This is a genomic window from Leptospira bourretii (genome assembly GCF_004770145.1).
Taxonomy (GTDB): Bacteria; Spirochaetota; Leptospiria; order Leptospirales; family Leptospiraceae; genus Leptospira_A; species Leptospira_A bourretii.
In genome coordinates, this window is the sequence record NZ_RQFW01000005.1 from 321,063 (window position 1) to 338,043 (window position 16,981).

The window sequence follows — 16,981 nt, forward strand, 5'->3', positions numbered from 1 at the left end:
ATAATAAAAGTCCTTAAAAATGAAATCGGAAAGCAACTGAATCCAATCGATCTGCCACCAAACCTAAGTGAGTGATGGATTCTTCAATAGCTCCTATGGTTTGTTTCTGTTCGTTCGCAGCAGCCGATAACTCTTCCACAATGGCCGAAGTATTGATGAGTTGTGTTTGAATCTTTTCCATATTTCCTAAAACATTTCCTGACATGGATTCTGTTCCTTCGGTAGATCCGTTGATCTTTTCGGCACTGGACTTAGTATCTTCTGCATTCTTTAAAATTTTGTCCATCTCCATTTGAACGGTTTCAAATTCCAAAGATCCTATTTCAACCTCGGTTAGTCCTTCCTTGATATCAGTGACCGTTTGTAAAATTTTTGATGTTAATTCATTGATGAAAGCAGATATTTCTTTGGCAGATTGATTGGATTGTACTGCCAACTTTCCCACTTCTCCTGCAACCACTGCAAATCCTTTTCCAGCATCCCCTGCCCTTGCCGATTCAATGGAAGCATTTAACGAAAGCAAGTTTGTTTTTTCGGAAATTGCAGTGATAGTCTCTGTGATCTTTCGAATGGCCTTTGTTTTTTCACCTAACTCTTTAATCACCTCAGAAGTTTTTAAAATCTGTTTCTTTGCTTTCTGAAATTGGGCCATTGCTTTATCAGAACAATTTTTTCCCACTAAGGAAAAATGATATGATTCTTTGGATTCGAATTGTACCACATTCGACTCAGTTCGTATATTTCCTATTAGATGATTTAGTGTATCCATTTCTTGGAAAATACTATCAGAACTTTCACGAGTCACAATACTAGAATCTGCCAAGGAATACATTGCCTTCGATAATTCTTGAAATGCGATATGAATATGTTCTACAGCATAAGTGAGTGAGCCTATTTGAGTTTTTACAATTTCAGCGTTCCCTATCAACTGAGAAATCATTCCTCGAAATTCAAATTGTGTTTTTTTGATCAATGGGAAAATTTCGGAATAATCACCACGAGTCTCAAAAGCCACATCAAATTTCAACTTACCATTGTATAAATTCTCCAGATATTCCTTCACCTTTAGAAAGGAATTTTTATTTTTACGAATCGATAGATACCCAAACGTTGCTGTCATCACAAACAAAACAAATCCAAAAATTGAGATGAGGGGGTTTGAAAGAAAAACCAAACTAGAGTTTGTTTTAAGATAAAATAATACCAACAACAAACCACTAACAATCGTTTGCATTAGAAAAATAGAAGGACAAGAGAACCTAAAAATCGATGGCGAATTCACCTCAAGTTTGCCTTGTCCAGAATTCATTTTGGAATATAGGATTTCTGCATTCTGAATTTGTTTTGTGGATGCTTTGGTGCGAACCGACATATAACCTACATGTTTTCCATCTTCGTAGATTGGTGACACATTTGCATCCACCCAGTAAAAATCCCCGTTTTTACAGCGATTCTTCACGATACCCACCCAAGAGTGTTGCCCTTTGATTGTATCCCAGAGATCTTGGAATGCTCCTTTAGGCATATCAGGATGACGGATCAGGTTGTGCGGCTGCCCAATCAACTCCTTTTCTGTATATCCACTAATGCGTAAAAAATCCTCATTCACATAAGTGATGATTCCTTTTAAATCTGTTTTGGAAGTGATCTTGGTTCCTTCATGGAATTCCACTTCCTTGTTTGTGACGGGAAAATTCTGACGCATGAATTCTTTGTATTTTGGTGCCGGCGATCGACCAAGTACAATTTACGAAAGCAAAAAAATTGAAAGCATCTCTATGGATCTAAAATACTTTTAAAAAATACAACGAGAGAACTTTGTTCTTTTTTCGAAAACTTACAAAATTTTAGGATCTGTCAAAACAATACAGACTAACAATCGATATGCGTTTATTTAAAAGATGTAAATTGTTTTGAATCAAAGGATACCCGTGTTCCGCAAAATCTTTAGATGGATATGGTATTTTTCAAAATTGAAAAGTTTAGCGGAAAATCTATCCCTTCGACTTGACTTTTACAGATTGATCGCTCACTATATGCAGAAACTGGAAGGTAAGATCAGGTGGTAACGTGAAACGAGAAACACTTTTCTGGGATCTTACTCTAAAACTAGAAGCATTCACACACACCGTCCCTGTTCCCTTTGCCGTATACTATGCAATCATCACACAAAAAATGGAACCAGAACATTGGAAAATTTTCATTGCCCTTTGCCTGGTGTTTGCAACCGGGATTGGCCTACTCGGTACGTTTGTTCGCCACCTCCTTCTCAAATATCTATATGCAAAAATTGAAAGAGTTTCTATTCCAACATCTGGACTTTCCTCTCTTTCAAAAGAAGAAATGGAATATGCTAGATCCGTAAAAATACTTCTTTTCCGTTATCCTTTGCTCGAAGCCATTATCATCGTAATACGTTGGTTATCTGGTGTAATCCCTATTAGTTTTTTATTTTTTTATTTGGTGGCCTACATGCCATCTGTCCTTCGCTCTGCCATTTTTACTTTTGTAATGATTGCTCCCATTTCTTTTGTTACTTATTATTTCATCTCAGAAAGTTGTATTCGCCCTCTCTTCGACCTTCCTCAGATCAAAAACATAGAACTTCAAGAAAAGGATATTCCAAAGTTTAATTATTTCACAAGGATCCTTGTTGCATTTTTTAGTTTGGCAGCGCTCCCCTTTGTTATATTTTCCTATATCCTATATTCACTTGCAATGGGTGAAATTGCTGTTCAGGATCCCATGATTCCAATTGTTACTGTTTCTTTTATTTTTATCATCCCTCTTATCGTTTGTTCTTATGTAGTTGCTAAATCTGTAAACGAAGGACTAAATGAAACTAGCAGATCTTTAGGAGAACTGTCTAAAGGAAATTTTGATGTTGTTGTGACTCCAAAATCCAGTGATGATTTCGCCAAACAAGCATTTTATCTAAACTCCGTGATTACCAAACTCAAAGGTATGTATGAGGAAATTAGAAACTTAAATGAAGGATTGGAAGAAAAGGTCACTCAGAGAACCAACGAACTCAACCAATCATTAAAAGATATTAGCAATTTAAAAATCCAACAAGATGGCGATTATTTTCTCACCTATCAACTATTAAACCCTCTTGCCATAAAAGATGTAGATAGTTCACAACTAGAGGTGGATCATCTGGTCCGACAGAAAAAAGTTTTCGAATATAAAAACCAAAGATACGATATTGGAGGAGATATCAATATCTCCCATTCTATCGTTTTGCAAAATAGAAGATTCTTATTATTTGCCAATGCAGATGCCATGGGAAAATCGATGCAAGGTGCCGGAGGGGCTTTGGTATTTGGTGCGGTCTTTCAGTCCATTGTCCAAAGGACAAAAACAGATCCTGGATACCAAGCCTTAGGCCCAGAGGATTGGTTGAAATACAACCTCCAAGAAATGCATATGATCTTTGAAGCCTTTGATGGAACTATGCTCGTTTCCCTCACCATGGGACTTCTAGAAGAAGACACAGGAAGATTATTTTTTTTAAATGCAGAACATCCTTCCCTTGTTTTATACCGAAAAGGTAAAGCAGAGTATATTTCTGCGGATGTTTCATATCGAAAATTAGGTACCTTAGGTGCGATGCCCATCCAACATATCAAAGAATTCCAACTCCAAGCAGAAGATATTCTAATCATTGGGTCCGATGGAAAAGATGATCTTTTACGTTTAGATGAAGATGGAAAATGGGAAGTGAATTCTGACGAACAGACTTTTTTAAAACTAGTTGAATCAACAGAAGCCAACTTACTTGCCATCACCAAACAAATTGAATCCATAGGCCAAGTCATTGATGATATTTCTTTAATAAGAATCTGTTATTTGCCTAAAAAACTTTCCTAGATAAAAACTGAATTCATCTAAAGTTTTGAATTTTCTTCCCCAGATTTACAGTTCCCACCGTCAAATACTTGAGTCCAGGAATGAACCAAACAAAACTAAAACTCCCCATAAAAATGGGATATGGATTGGCAGAAACTGGCATAACAGCCGTTCAACTATTCACACAAATTTATCTACTAAAATTTTACACAGAAATTGTAGGCCTAAATTCTAGTTTGGCTGGGATTGCTCTTTCCATTTCTGTGATCTGGGATGCTATCAGTGACCCACTGATGGGCCGAATTTCTGATCATACCCATTCCAAATGGGGACGGCGAAGGCCTTATATCCTTTTTGGTGGAGTTTTACTTTCTCTTGCAGTCCTGCTCCTCTTTTCTCCTCCTCACCTAACAACACAAATAGGAAAATTTTCTTACCTTTTGTCGGTTTATCTATTTGTAAACACTGCCATGACCATTATCTCTGTTCCTCATATTGCCTTAGGAGGAGAATTAAGTTTTGAAAGGAATGAAAGGACATCTGTTTTTGGATGGAGATTGTTCTTTAGTAACATAGGAATGCTCGTTGGTATGATTGTTCCTGCTGCCATTTTACAATCTTTAGGTGACGAATCTTCCAAAGAAAATATTATTCTCTCTCGCACTACTGCAGGAGAAATTGTTTCTATAGTTATTTTGATTTCTTCCATCATTACATTTCTTGTGACAAAAGGAAAAGACAGAAGTAAAGAAAAAAAGGAACAAAAAATTCCTTTCTTTAAAGCATTTATATCCGTTTTAAAAAACAAAATGTTTCTCATTTTGCTTTTTGCCTTTATCATCGCAACCATCGGAAGAACCTTTAATTCCGCCATCGCACTTTACTACTACGAATTTCGTTTGGGACTCAAAGAATCTTTGGTTGTCATCAATATCCTACTTCCATTCTTTTTAGTCCTTCTCCTTTCGATTGGATTTTGGGTTTGGATCGCTAAAAAAATTGGGAAAAAAATTCCAGCATTCCTTGGAGTTTTTTGTCTCGGAGTTCTAACAGTCATCGCCTATCCCCTGTTTCCTTATGGAGAATTAAGACCTCCACTCATTGTAGCTTTTATCGGAGGAATCTGTGCCGGATCCATCCTCATCATGGACTCCATCTTAACTGATGTTGTCGATTACGATGAATTCAAAACGGGAGAAAAACGAGAAGGATTGTATTTTGGAATTTGGAAGATGGGTGTAAAATTTTCACAAGCCTTTGGAATTGCCATCACTGGATTTTTACTGGATATGATTGGATTTCAAAATGGAGCACCTACGCAATCACAAGAAGTAGGATTTCGTCTTGCGATGATTTTTGGACCTGGAGTTGGATTCTTTTTTATTTTTGGTTCCATTCTCTTTTTGTTTTTCCCACTCACTGATAAAAAACACATCCAGGTTCAAAGAATCTTATTGAAACGAAAACAAAAAGGCACTCTCCTTGAGGAAGAATTATCATCATGAAACCAGGTCGCACTCTACAATTCATTGCCTTTTTACTAATCTATTTTATTGTTCCTTTTTGTGCCTGTTTGTTTACACTTTTATTTGCCAACTACACTGCCTCTGCATTTTTACCAGACCAGTTTTTAGCGTTATTCGAAGCCACCCAAATCAAAAGTGATCTAACACTCGCTATATTCACTTGGGCACCTTTTCCCATCATAACCCTCATTTTATTCTTTTATAGTTTACCAATTGCAAAATTTCTTTTTTCTACCAAAGGTTGTAACTTTATCTCAGAAGAAAGGGCACGCCACCGAATTGTTCACTCACCATTAACTATTAGTATCTTGGGATTTATTGGTTGGGAGATTTCTAATTTTTTAAGTGTATGTCGTATCGATGCACTTTTTCCGGAAGCACCTCACCAAAGTATTGTTACAGTTTCTATTTTATTTGGATTTTGGGGTTTATTTGCCTTTGCCTTCTCCTATGCCACAACCACTTACCTAAATAAACTCCTGATCATTCCTTGTGTATTTCCAGAAGGTGGACTTGGGAAATATGCACACGGAAAACAATTCTCGATTGTCACAAAACAATTTATTTTTTGGGCGGCCTCTACACTTTTTCCAATCGTTCTTCTGATCTTTGGGATTTTACTCAGAACAGGCCAAAACATTTTTAATTTACATGAACTAGTTCATAACGATGTCCTTTTTGAAGTCATCGCCATTATGCTTGTTTTTTCTTTTGCCTTTGCAATGTCTTTTGCATCTAGTTTGCAACATCCACTCAACCAAATCGAAAAAGCAACAGAACTCATCAAAGAACAAAAGTTTGATACCAGGGTAAAAATTTTTAGCTCCGATGAACTTGGTCTACTGGGTGATGCGGTAAACGAAATGGCAGAAGGACTTGCAGAAAGAGAAAGGATCAAAGATACATTTGGACGAATTGTAGATCCTAGAGTCAGAGATTATTTACTTTCCAATGAACATAGTTTAGGTGGAAAAGTGGTAGAAGCCTCAATATTGTTTTCAGACCTCAGAGATTTTACAACACTTTCGGAAAAAAGAAAACCGGAGGAAGTTTTGTACATCCTCAATCGATATTTTCAAGAAATGAGTAATGCCATTGAGATCCATGGTGGTTTTATCAATAAATTCATTGGAGACGCTATCCTTGCTGTCTTTGGAACTCCCATGCCCATGGCAGACCACGCCGAACGTGCGTTTGCAACGGCCCTCCAAATGCAAAAGAATTTAGATACACTCAATGTCCAATTTTTAAAGGAAGGTCTTACCGAACTCAAGATGGGAATTGGAATCCATACAGGGAGCCTTCTTGTGGGAAATATCGGCTCTGCCAATCGGATGGAATTTACAGTGATTGGAGATACTGTCAATACCGCTTCTCGAGTGGAAGGACTATGTAAAGGTTTAAAGAAAAATCTTCTTCTCACAGAAAACACATCGATCCTTCTTCCAGAAAACATTCGGTCCAAATTACAGTCCGAGGGTGAATACGAATTGAAAGGGAGAGAGACAAAAGAAAGGATTTATTCTTATTCAGACGCCGAATAAAATGGTTGAACCAAATTCGAAAACTATACAGAATGGGGTTGGAATGAAGTTTGCCTTTGGAATATCTTTGTTTTGCCTTTCTTTGGTTTCGTGTAACGAAATCAAGTTGGTGAATACCCAAGACATCTTGGACCTTTTAGAGGGAGATGGAACGCAAGGTGGGTATTCTTCATCGGATTCTTCTGGTTCTTCCTCCAGTTCATCCACTAACAATGGAAATTCGAACAATCTAAACCACTATGGGCTGACAGATTCTGCAACGGGAACCAATACTTACGGATCTACGGGCACCACTGTGGGAAACCCGCTCGGTTATTAATCTTTTCCGTTATTATTTAATAAATTCAAAAAAATCATCCATCAAGGGCCTAAAACAAGACCTGATGGTAATTTTAGCAACCTTCTCATTTTTTGGTCCATAATTTAGGACAATATCATTCGGATCTCGAATGAAAGAAAAGATTTTGTTGATCTGCATCTCCGCATGCCCATCTCGAATTTTAACTACGTATTCAAATTCATGTTCATTGGCGTCCACTTCCCCAATTCCATAGGGAACGTAACATTTAATCAGACCAATTCCTTTGAGTTCGCCCGTATCCTGGTTTTCCAATTCGATTTTGGAAAGTTCGGGATCCAATTTGTATTCCAACCATTGTTTTGCTTTTAGAAAACTTCGAGTTTTTTGGTAGGTTTTGTGGTCTCTTGCGTCTTCTGTAGTGCGGTATTTAGAAGAAACAATCCAAAGTTTCAAACACATTGAGTTTTGAAAGAACAGGAAAAATACAGATAAAAGGATGAGTCGTTTTGCCATCATTTCTATGCTTCTCTTTCGTCACCCGGCTCGCAAAACAAATCTTCACAAAGATGGAAAATTTTCTCTTTATTTGGAAGTAGAGGGAAGGGCACCACATTCGGTGGCAATAGGGATGTGTTCTGGTTTGTTTTTTTGATCTTATGTCTCTTGGACTCGATTCTATCTCTCACCTTTATATTTTCGGAACTGCCCTCCCCCATTCTAGAGTGCCCAAATAAAAATTGGATTGAATTTGTCAGGGCATCACTTTCAATCTTGAACATGCCCGATTTTGATCGTATTGATCTTATGAATTATGCCATGTACGGAAATGATTTTGATCCCCAATGGGATGAGATCCGTGCATTTTTAAAAACGAATGTATCAGCTCAAAAAGAGCTAGAAGAGATTAAAAGAACTGTTCCGAGCCCTCATTTAGGAAAAAAACGGAGAGAGCCTCTCGCCACTGATCCGAGAGAGTCTGGTACTAGTAGCGGAATGAACCAGGAAACAAGAACTCCCACCGGAGACCCTTCTACCAAATCTTGGTGGCAAAAAATCTTAGGAGAATGAAATGGAAAATACCGTAGACCAAGTCAAAAAGAATGTTGAGAACATCAAAAAGTTTGTCACTCCGTTCTTCAATTTGGCGGTAAACACAACAGTCTACGGTTACCATAACATCGTACCCAATGGCAAACTCATCCTCACTTGCAATCATAGAAGTGATATGGATCCTTTTGTGATTGGTTCGGTTTTCCCTCGGTTCATTTCTTGGATCGCTGCCGAGTATACCACTCGCATTCCTCTCTTCAAAGACCTGGTGGAAAAAACAGGAACCATTCCTATGGCCATCGATGGGAATATCTCCATGGCCAGTATCAAAAAGGTACAACAGGTCTTTAAAAATGGGGATGTGTTAGGAATCTTTCCTGAAGGCCATGACTATATGGTGCAAAATGATTTTTCTGCACCCCTTGCCAATTTCCATTCGGGATTTGCTGCTTTTAGCCTTCGGAACAAAGTGGACATCCTTCCCACTGTCATTATTCCCGATGAAGAAACAGTCACAGACTATCCCATCCCACCATTGGTACGTGCCTTTATGGGGATGCCCAAAGAAGTTTGTGATATCAAACGCCGTGTGGTTTATAAAAAAATCAATGTTGTGTTTGGGGAAGTGATCAAATACGATAACTATGCTCACCTACCGCTTGACAAGGGTATGGTGGAAGTTTCGAACGAAACCAAACGCAGAATGGGTGAATTACAAAAAGTAGATTATTTAAAAAAATAATCTACTTTTTGTTGATTGTATTTATTTAAACTTCTACTTCTCCAGAAAACACTTCCTTCGCAGGCCCTGTCATCATTACCGATCCGTTTTCTTTCCATTCGATATTGAGAGTTCCACCACGAAGATCAATTTTTACGGATCGTCCTGTTTTCCCATTTAAGATGGAAGCAACTGTCACAGCACAGGCCCCAGTCCCACAAGCCAAGGTTTCCCCTGCTCCTCTTTCCCAAGTCCTTTGGTAAAGATGGTCCTTTCCCCGAACCGATACAAATTCCACATTCACCCTTCTTGGGAAAAGTGGGTGGTTTTCAATGAGAGGTCCAATCTCCCGCACCGGGAAGGCGTCGGCATCATCTACATAAATCACACAATGGGGGTTCCCCATACTAACAGCCGTAAAATGATACTGTTTTCCTTGGACTTCCAAGACTTGGTTGATGACTGGTTCGTCACCTGTCCATACAATGGGAACAAGGGATGGTTTGAGGATGGGTTCACCCATATCCACAGTTACCATTTCTACTTTGCCATTGTTTCCTGTTTTTAGATCGAGGGTGAGAACACCCTTTCCCGTTTCAATGGTTGGCTTTTGGTTTTTAGTCAGACCGTGGTCAAAAACAAATTTTCCGACACAACGGACTCCGTTCCCACACATCTCGGAAGAACTTCCATCCGAGTTGTACATGTCCATTTGGAACTCACCGGTTTTTGAGTTACGAATAAAAATCACCCCGTCTCCACCAATTCCGAAATTGCGGTCGGATAGTTTTTGGATTTGTTCTGGACTCAAACGAATATCGTTTTTCGTAGCATCGATATACACATAGTCATTTCCAATTCCTTCCATTTTGGTGAAGTTGATTTTCATTTGATCCTCTCTTATCTCACCCCATGTTTTTTTCACCATGAATGTTGGCAAGCCGGATCAAGGTTTTTTAGTTTGACCCTTGTTCTCATCATTTAGACTGACTCTCAGACCATGAAATCTTGTATCCTTTGCCAATCTTCCGACTCCAAAACCGTTTTCAATGAAAATGGAACCCCCATTTTAGAATGTAAAAACTGTGGTCATGTCTATTCCTCTTATGAACAAGAAGAACATTACGAAGGTTATTGGGACGGAGCGGAACAAACCTATGATTTAAAGTGGTGGGATGATGCACACCGAGCTGTGTATTCCGATTTTATTTCGACTTACTTAAAACAAGAGAAAGGAAACCTACTCGATGTGGGTTGTGGGCTCGGCTTTTTTGTAAAAGCTGTGCTTACCAAAAAACCAGGTTGGTCTGCCGTAGGTTATGAAATTTCCAAACAAGCCGTGAAATTTGCCAACGAACAAAATGGAATGAAAACGGTTTATGCTGGTCTTGTACAGGATTCCAAACTACCAAAAGAAAGTTTTGATATCATCACTTTATGGGACGTGATCGAACACATTCCCAAACCACATTCTTTACTCACTTACCTACATGGCCTACTAAAACCAGGTGGGATTCTTTTTTTACAAACGCCGAATTTTCCGATCCAACTTGCAAAAGCAAATCTAAAGGTAAAACTAAAAGGGATGCAGGAAGGTGTTCACTACTTAGAAGCCAAAGACCATGTGAACAATTACAAGATGCACACCTTGGCAGAACTAGGAAAACAATGTGGATTCATCGAACCAAAATACAAAGTGCTTATGCCCATCCTTTCTGTATCAGGAAGCAAAAGTAAACTTGCCGTTTATTTCAAGTTAGGTTATTATTATTTCACAAAACTAATCTTTACTCTTAGCTTTGGAACCATCAACTGGAATAACACTTTATTTCTGACGCTTAAGAAGCCATAATTCAGCAAACTCTAAAGCTAGAATTGTGTTCGGTGCTGTCCAAATCGGTGCCGAAGATTCAAAAGGATACTCCGCCACACCCGCCCCCTCTCCCCATATTGTAGGAATGTGAATGCTTGCAATGCCATGTCGGTTGGCTCCCAGAACATCATCTTCCCAATTATCACCAAGCAAAATACAATCCGCTGGATTTTCTTTGGACGCTTCCAATACATAAGAGAAAAATTTTGTAGATGGTTTTTCAAATCCCACTTCTTCCGAAGTAATCAAAGTAAAACGAAAAGAATCCGGTAAAAAAGAAGATACCTTTAATAATTGAGTTCTTAAAGTTTCGTTGGTGGTTAAAAAAATTGGGAACCGGTCGGATAAGGCCACGAGCTTCGGAAAAAGTTTGGTTTGGTAGATTTCTTTTTTTGCTTCCGTTTTCAAATAAGACAAAAAATGAAAATGGTATCTTTCTTCCATCCACAAAACATCAACTATGTCTTTGGTTTGGAATCCAGTTTGGGCCGTTAGATTTGTGACATTTGGTTCTAAATCTAAGTTGGATTGAGTTTTAACAAAATCCATCATCAACTTAAAACAAAGTAACCGCAAACGGTTGGAACTATGGCCTTCTAGTTGGTTTTTTACTTTTTTTCTAGCCGCTTCGTATAAAGAGAGAAAATCTCCACCTAACCCGCGCTCCTTCCAATCCTTAACACATTCTCCAATGGCAAATTCATATGCTGGTTTCGAAGGAAGAAGTGTATTGTCCAAGTCCAAAAACAAAGCCATATCCGAAAAGAAAACTACAGACAAACATTCTGTCAACGGTTTGGTTTTTAATATTTACTTGTATCCCATTGGTTCTTCCGATAGAATTTCGCCATGATTTCCCTCTCCTCCATTTTGGCCGTGTTATTTATAATCCTCGGACTTATCTTATCTCTCTATGGAGTTTGGACTTGGTCCGATCCTATGTATGAAAAATCTCTGGGTTGGAATCTAAATTTGATTTGGGGAGGGGTTGTGTTTTCTGTGGGAGTATTATTTGGAATTGGGAACCGGATTGCCGCCCGATTCCCCAAAGAACCAAATCCTTAAGCTGCGACTCTTTCTAAAACAAGAGAAAGGAAAGGAATGAAGTCACTGAGTAATTCAGGAAGTTCGTATTCCAAAATATCCCCAGCATAAACAATATCATTTTTTTCCATAGCCGATGCAATGTTTGACAATGTTTCATTCAAACTAACAATCACATCTGAAAGTTTTTTATCTTCAATGGCAAGGGATTGCCAATCTAGTTCCGCATGACGAGTTTGGACTGACACAAGTGCCGACATAAGACCCGTTAAACGGCCGACAGCATCATTCAAAATCTCAGAAGCCAAATGATCTTTCCCTGATTGGAAGTTTTCATTTACCAACATAAAGTCTTTGATGACTTTATCTTTGTCTTCGACAAAACGAGAAATGATTTCAACAAGTTCACTTTCATCCATACGCATCACAGCAAGACGAGTGCTAAGATCCATAAGGAAAAGTTTTACATCACGAAGGTCTTCTAAAAACGTTTCTATGGCTTTTGTAGAGTCCAAAACTTCAGATCCGTTTTGCAAAGATTCCAAAATCTCTTCTACGTTTTTGCCTTTCCCCATTGGTTGGATAAGGTTTAAGTTTAAGTTCAAAAGTTTCGTAGTGGTGCGAATCATGGAAATGATCCAAGGAATTCCCTCTTTTAAATCCTCTGTTTCTTTTTCCGTCAGAGAATCACGGCCAACAAGAGTTGATCCCACCTTATCAACGTAGTTGTCGACTTCCCAAAGGCTGTCTTCAATCACGTCCAGTTCTTCACCTACAAATAAATCCAGGCGTTCTGTTTCATCGACACCCACTGCATTTAGATCGGAACGATTCAATTCTTTCCCATTCACAGTGAAATGACGAAGATACTTTCCATTGGATTCAATCCACTTTTGAATTTCATCCAACACTTGGCCAAGATTTGTTTCGCCATCTAGTTTAGTATCTAATTGTTGTTCGTTGATATAAATATTCATCATTCCCCACCGTTCCCTCTAAACATATTATTCTGTAAATAGTTCCCAACCGATTTGTTTTTCCCCACACCTTGTTCCATGTAGAGAAACCGTTGTTTCAGTTTGGCTTCAAAACTAATGAGATGAGACTCATGTTCTTTGATTTTTTTATTATTCCCTGCTACACTTTCTTCTAAAAGTTTCACTTTGCTTGTGACAATGCCAGAAGCATATTGGTTATAAGGTTTTAGAATTTCGAGCAGTCGAATTCCCACTCCTTCTTCCATCTTTGCATCGTTATTCGGGTCAGAAGCAAATAAGTCCCTTACCCCATCTGGATTTTCCGAAAGGACAGAAATCAGTCTTTCCTGATCAATTTGCAAAAGTCCATCTTGGATTTTTTCCCAGTTGGATCCAACGGCTCCTGTGGAAATTCCAATATCGGTTAGTACTCGGAATCCATTGTCTTTGGTTGCCGGATAGTACGAGTTTGCTGTTGTTTTTAAGGATGCAATCAATCGAAGGATTGCATTTTCACCGGCAAGAATTCCGGATTTTGATTTGTTGTCCCAAAAATCACGAGAGATATCTGCCGATTTGGAATCATCACTTTCTTTTTTATCAGAGATCTTTCCATTTTTTTCAACAGAAGTGACTTCCTTAGAAAACTTCATAAGTTCATTATAAGCATCCACCCATTCTTTGATAAGGGCCGATCCTTTGGCATGGTCCACATGAATTTTTAAAGTCACCGGTTCTTCTGTCACCTTATGAACATTAAACGAAATTCCTTCCAATACATCCGCAATTCCTTCGTTGGATTCACGAGTGATTTCTACACCATCAATTTTGATTTTAAGGTCTTTTCCTTCTTGTAATACTTTTAATGGTTCTGCCGTTCCCGGAGCCGGAGGAGTCACAAGAGTTACTGATTTAATCAGAACTGGAGTGGTTGCCGCATTAGAAAGAATGATAGCTGTTAGATTTTTATCACTGGCAAAATCACCAGCTAAAAAAATATATTTGGATTCTGTTTTTGTGATGGGAAGGAATTTATTACGAACACTTCCTTCCTTTTCAAATCCAATCCCCATCTCCATCACAGCAGGAGCTTCGCCAACGATTTCTACTTCAACAAAAGCCCTTTCTTTGATTTCTGTCACTGCGATAGGAATCGAAAAAGCAGTATCAGGTTTGATCGTAATGCCTTCTTCGGATTGGATCAGTTTTTCAGTTTCTGTTTCCGATTTTTTAAACTTGGTTTGGTCCCAAACTTTGGATTTGAGAACATCCAAAGATAACAGTTGTTTTGTGTCTTCTGAACTAACCTTGTTTTCACCAACAAGACCTGCTAGTTTTAAAATTCCATTGGGATCGGAAAATTGGAGTTCATTTTTTTTGCCGGTTTTTACAGAAGTGACAGTGAGGATGGAAGAATCCTTATCAATTTTAATGATGGATGTGTCCGCAAGGCCACCTGCCATATTTTTAATGGAATTTGTGAGTTCACTCAGTCCCCCGCCAGGAAAGGTTACTGTTTCTTTGGATTTTCCGGAGTAGATTGTAAAACTACCCTCTGGCAAACGAATGTCGGTATCAATGGCAACACCAGATAACTGGTGTTTGCTTGCCATTTCAGTGATTTCCAAGGCTCGGTTTCCGGACTTTGCGGCACGAGAAGCCTCACCGGTGATCACACCATCTTCCGAAGAAGAAACTGATTTGGTTGCAAAGGGAGCTGTAAAGGAAACAAGAGCCCTGGTTTTGGTTTGGAGGTTGGTGGAAAGATTTTTCACCTCGCCCCAGATTTGCATCTGTGCTTTGGCGTATTCGTTCTCTGTTTCCCATCGTTTGATGGGTCGTCTTTCGAGTTCGACCAGTTTTTTAACGATATCGTTTGTATTTTGCCCAGTCATTAGACCCGGCATGGTGTATGCTGGCATATCGTCCCAAATCCCTCTGAATCTAGTGTCGTCGATTTCTACAAAAGGATTAGGAATTTACAGAATTTTTTCCTTCCCAAATCCTAGAATTATGACTGCTAGCCCTACAGAAAAAATAGAACTGGGGAACCAAAATATCTTCTTCGACCGCGAACTTTCCTGGGTCGACTTCAACCACCGAGTCCTGGAAGAATCCTTTGATCAGGAAAACCCACTTCTCGAACGCCTTAAATTTCTTTGTATCACTGAATCCAATTTGGACGAGTTTTTTATGGTCCGGGTGGCGGGCCTTCTCAACTTAAAAAGTGCAGGCATCGAAGAACGTAGCCTCAACGGAAAACGAACTTCTGAAACTCTGGCCGAACTTTATTCCAAAGTAGGGCAATTTGTCAAAAAACAATACGAAGCCTTAGATGAGATCCTTGTCGAACTCAAAACTAACAAAATTGTTGTGGTCCAAGATCCGAGCGAACTTGCCGGAGATGACATCCAATTTGTAAAAAATTATTACAAACGAGAAGTGTCCTCCATTCTCACTCCACTTGCCATCGATCCCTCGCACCCCTTCCCCCATATCCTCAATAGAACTTTGAATTTAGGGATTACTTTATATTCTGATGATGATAAAAACAAAGCAAAGGAACTTTTTGCCATCGTTCAGGTGCCAAGTGTGTTACCTCGATTTTTACAATTACCACAAAACAAAGAAACTGATGTGAGAAGGTATTTCCCACTAGAAGAGATCATTAAACTTCACTTAGGTGACCTCTTCTTCGGGATGAATGTAAAACAAATTCATACATTTAAAATTGTCCGTGATGCAGATATCTCCATCAATGAAGAACAAAACATTGGTGACCTTCTTGCCACAATGAAAAACGAATTAAAGAACCGAATGTGGGGAGATGCCGTTCGTTTGGATGTTCATTCTGGTGCAGGACATATCAAAGAATTGTTGCGTGGCCTTTTGGAATTGGAAGAATACCAAGTAATGGAGATCCCCACCTTACTTAGTTTAAATGATATGATGTTTTTTCAAAGTTTAGAAAAAACTAGTCATTTAAAATATTCTTACCCCGTTCCCAAATCGGGATTTGCAGCAAAAAAAAGTGAATCCATCTTTTCTGAAATTCGTAAAAACGATCACCTGCTCCATCACCCTTACGAAAGTTTTAAATCGATCGAAGATATGTTGAAAATTGCAAGCCAAGACCCCAAAGTTCTAGCCATCAAAATGACCTTGTATAGAACTTCCGGAGATTCTCCCATCATTCAATTTTTAGGAGAAGCAGCTGAAAACGGAAAACAGGTAACTGTTCTTGTAGAACTCAAAGCTAGGTTTGATGAAGAAAGAAACATTCGTTGGGCCAAAAAACTTGAGGATAGTGGTGTTCACGTTGTTTACGGAGTGGTAGGTCTCAAAATCCATTGTAAGATGTTACTCATCGTACGCAGAGAAGATGACAAACTCAATCGTTATGTGCATTTAGGTACAGGAAATTATAACTCAACCACAGCAAGATTTTATACAGATTTAAGTTTGTTCACAGCAAATCCTGAAATTACAGAAGACGTCGCAATTCTTTTTAACACCATTACCAGTTCAGGAAAGATGCCTAGGCTTTCTAAAATTTATGCAGCCCCAACTTTTTTAAAAGAAGAGTTTCTCCATCTCATCCAAAGAGAAACAGACAATGCAAAAAACGGAAAACAAGCGCGTGTGATTTTTAAAATGAACTCACTTGTGGACCCGGATATCATTTTAAAACTTTATGAAGCCTCACAAGCCGGAGTCAAAATTGACTTAATCATTCGTGGAATTTGTTGTTTAAGGCCCGGAATTCCAGGGGTTTCGGATCGAATCAATGTTCGTTCCATTGTGGGAAGATACCTAGAACACTCTCGGATTTATAGTTTTGAGAACGGTGGGAAACCAGATGTTTATTTAGCTTCTGCTGATTGTATGCCAAGAAACTTCCTTCGCCGAATTGAAGTTATGTTTCCAATCCTACAAGATAAACATAAAAAAAGAATCGCAAAAATTCTCGAACTATTACTTCGAGATAACACACAGGCAAGGGTTCTAGAATCAGATGGCACTTATACAAGATTAACACCGGGGGATGATGATCCGGCGGTTAACTCTCAAATCGACATGGTTGATATCTAAA

16 protein-coding genes are annotated in these 16,981 nt (G+C 38.7%); 10 read left to right on the forward strand and 6 right to left on the reverse strand.

All coding sequences use genetic code 11. The annotated features are described in order from the left end of the window. Positions 1 to 13: 13 nt before the first annotated feature. Positions 14 to 1,705 carry a methyl-accepting chemotaxis protein gene (locus tag EHQ47_RS03105; protein ID WP_135747410.1) on the reverse strand — a complete coding sequence of 564 codons (1,692 nt, stop codon included), beginning with the start codon at positions 1,703 to 1,705 and terminating at the stop codon, positions 14 to 16. A gap of 365 nt (positions 1,706 to 2,070) precedes the next feature. Between EHQ47_RS03105 and EHQ47_RS03110 the strand changes: the two genes are divergently transcribed. From EHQ47_RS03110 to EHQ47_RS03125, 4 genes are all read left to right on the forward strand, one after another. Beyond that, positions 2,071 to 3,873, forward strand: a complete 1,803-nt coding sequence (locus EHQ47_RS03110; protein WP_135747409.1) for a SpoIIE family protein phosphatase — start codon at positions 2,071 to 2,073, stop codon at positions 3,871 to 3,873. An 80-nt stretch (positions 3,874 to 3,953) separates the two neighbouring features. Further along, positions 3,954 to 5,357: an MFS transporter gene (locus tag EHQ47_RS03115; RefSeq protein WP_135776539.1), complete on the forward strand. Its 1,404-nt coding sequence runs from the start codon at positions 3,954 to 3,956 to the stop codon at positions 5,355 to 5,357. After that, on the forward strand, positions 5,354 to 6,922 hold the full coding sequence (locus EHQ47_RS03120; protein ID WP_208727381.1) for an adenylate/guanylate cyclase domain-containing protein: 1,569 nt from the start codon (positions 5,354 to 5,356) through the stop codon (positions 6,920 to 6,922). The genes EHQ47_RS03115 and EHQ47_RS03120 overlap by 4 nt, the downstream gene beginning before the upstream one ends. Before the next feature lie 43 nt (positions 6,923 to 6,965). Continuing rightward, a complete protein-coding gene (locus EHQ47_RS03125; protein ID WP_244290194.1) occupies positions 6,966 to 7,241 on the forward strand; it encodes a hypothetical protein in 276 nt (91 codons plus the stop codon). A gap of 12 nt (positions 7,242 to 7,253) precedes the next feature. Here the strand turns inward: EHQ47_RS03125 and EHQ47_RS03130 are convergent, their stop codons facing one another. Continuing rightward, positions 7,254 to 7,739, reverse strand: a complete 486-nt coding sequence (locus tag EHQ47_RS03130; protein ID WP_135696783.1) for a DUF4468 domain-containing protein — start codon at positions 7,737 to 7,739, stop codon at positions 7,254 to 7,256. Here EHQ47_RS03130 and EHQ47_RS19650 point away from each other — a divergent pair. From EHQ47_RS19650 to EHQ47_RS03140, 3 genes are all read left to right on the forward strand, one after another. Then, positions 7,720 to 7,875 carry a hypothetical protein gene (locus EHQ47_RS19650; protein WP_167483249.1) on the forward strand — a complete coding sequence of 52 codons (156 nt, stop codon included), beginning with the start codon at positions 7,720 to 7,722 and terminating at the stop codon, positions 7,873 to 7,875. The genes EHQ47_RS03130 and EHQ47_RS19650 overlap by 20 nt on opposite strands. 125 nt (positions 7,876 to 8,000) lie before the next feature. Further along, a complete protein-coding gene (locus EHQ47_RS03135; RefSeq protein WP_135747426.1) occupies positions 8,001 to 8,291 on the forward strand; it encodes a hypothetical protein in 291 nt (96 codons plus the stop codon). Position 8,292: 1 nt separating this feature from the next. Continuing rightward, a complete protein-coding gene (locus EHQ47_RS03140) occupies positions 8,293 to 9,015 on the forward strand; it encodes a lysophospholipid acyltransferase family protein (protein WP_135744735.1) in 723 nt (240 codons plus the stop codon). 25 nt (positions 9,016 to 9,040) lie between these two features. Here the strand turns inward: EHQ47_RS03140 and dapF are convergent, their stop codons facing one another. Further along, positions 9,041 to 9,883, reverse strand: a complete 843-nt coding sequence (gene dapF, locus EHQ47_RS03145) for a diaminopimelate epimerase (RefSeq protein WP_135747405.1) — start codon at positions 9,881 to 9,883, stop codon at positions 9,041 to 9,043. Positions 9,884 to 9,994: 111 nt separating this feature from the next. On the opposite strand from dapF, the gene EHQ47_RS03150 reads away from it, so the two are divergent. Continuing rightward, on the forward strand, positions 9,995 to 10,846 hold the full coding sequence (locus tag EHQ47_RS03150) for a methyltransferase domain-containing protein (RefSeq protein ID WP_135747404.1): 852 nt from the start codon (positions 9,995 to 9,997) through the stop codon (positions 10,844 to 10,846). Here the strand turns inward: EHQ47_RS03150 and EHQ47_RS03155 are convergent. Next, positions 10,820 to 11,623: an HAD family hydrolase gene (locus EHQ47_RS03155; RefSeq protein ID WP_135776675.1), complete on the reverse strand. Its 804-nt coding sequence runs from the start codon at positions 11,621 to 11,623 to the stop codon at positions 10,820 to 10,822. The genes EHQ47_RS03150 and EHQ47_RS03155 overlap by 27 nt on opposite strands. A 93-nt stretch (positions 11,624 to 11,716) precedes the next feature. Here EHQ47_RS03155 and EHQ47_RS03160 point away from each other — a divergent pair, with 93 nt between their 5' ends. Then, positions 11,717 to 11,932 (forward strand): hypothetical protein, encoded by a 216-nt coding sequence (locus EHQ47_RS03160; RefSeq protein WP_135747403.1) that lies wholly within the window; start codon positions 11,717 to 11,719, stop codon positions 11,930 to 11,932. On the opposite strand, the gene EHQ47_RS03165 is transcribed toward EHQ47_RS03160, so the two are convergent. Continuing rightward, entirely contained in the window at positions 11,929 to 12,891 is a 963-nt protein-coding gene (locus EHQ47_RS03165) for a hypothetical protein (RefSeq protein WP_135776541.1), read from the reverse strand. The genes EHQ47_RS03160 and EHQ47_RS03165 overlap by 4 nt on opposite strands. Then, positions 12,888 to 14,810, reverse strand: coding sequence for a flagellar filament capping protein FliD (gene fliD, locus EHQ47_RS03170; RefSeq protein ID WP_135776542.1), 1,923 nt, complete (start codon positions 14,808 to 14,810; stop codon positions 12,888 to 12,890). The genes EHQ47_RS03165 and fliD overlap by 4 nt, the downstream gene beginning before the upstream one ends. A 25-nt stretch (positions 14,811 to 14,835) precedes the next feature. Here fliD and ppk1 point away from each other — a divergent pair, with 25 nt between their 5' ends. Beyond that, positions 14,836 to 16,980, forward strand: coding sequence for a polyphosphate kinase 1 (gene ppk1, locus EHQ47_RS03175; RefSeq protein WP_135747400.1), 2,145 nt, complete (start codon positions 14,836 to 14,838; stop codon positions 16,978 to 16,980). The last annotated feature ends 1 nt before the right edge of the window (position 16,981 follow it).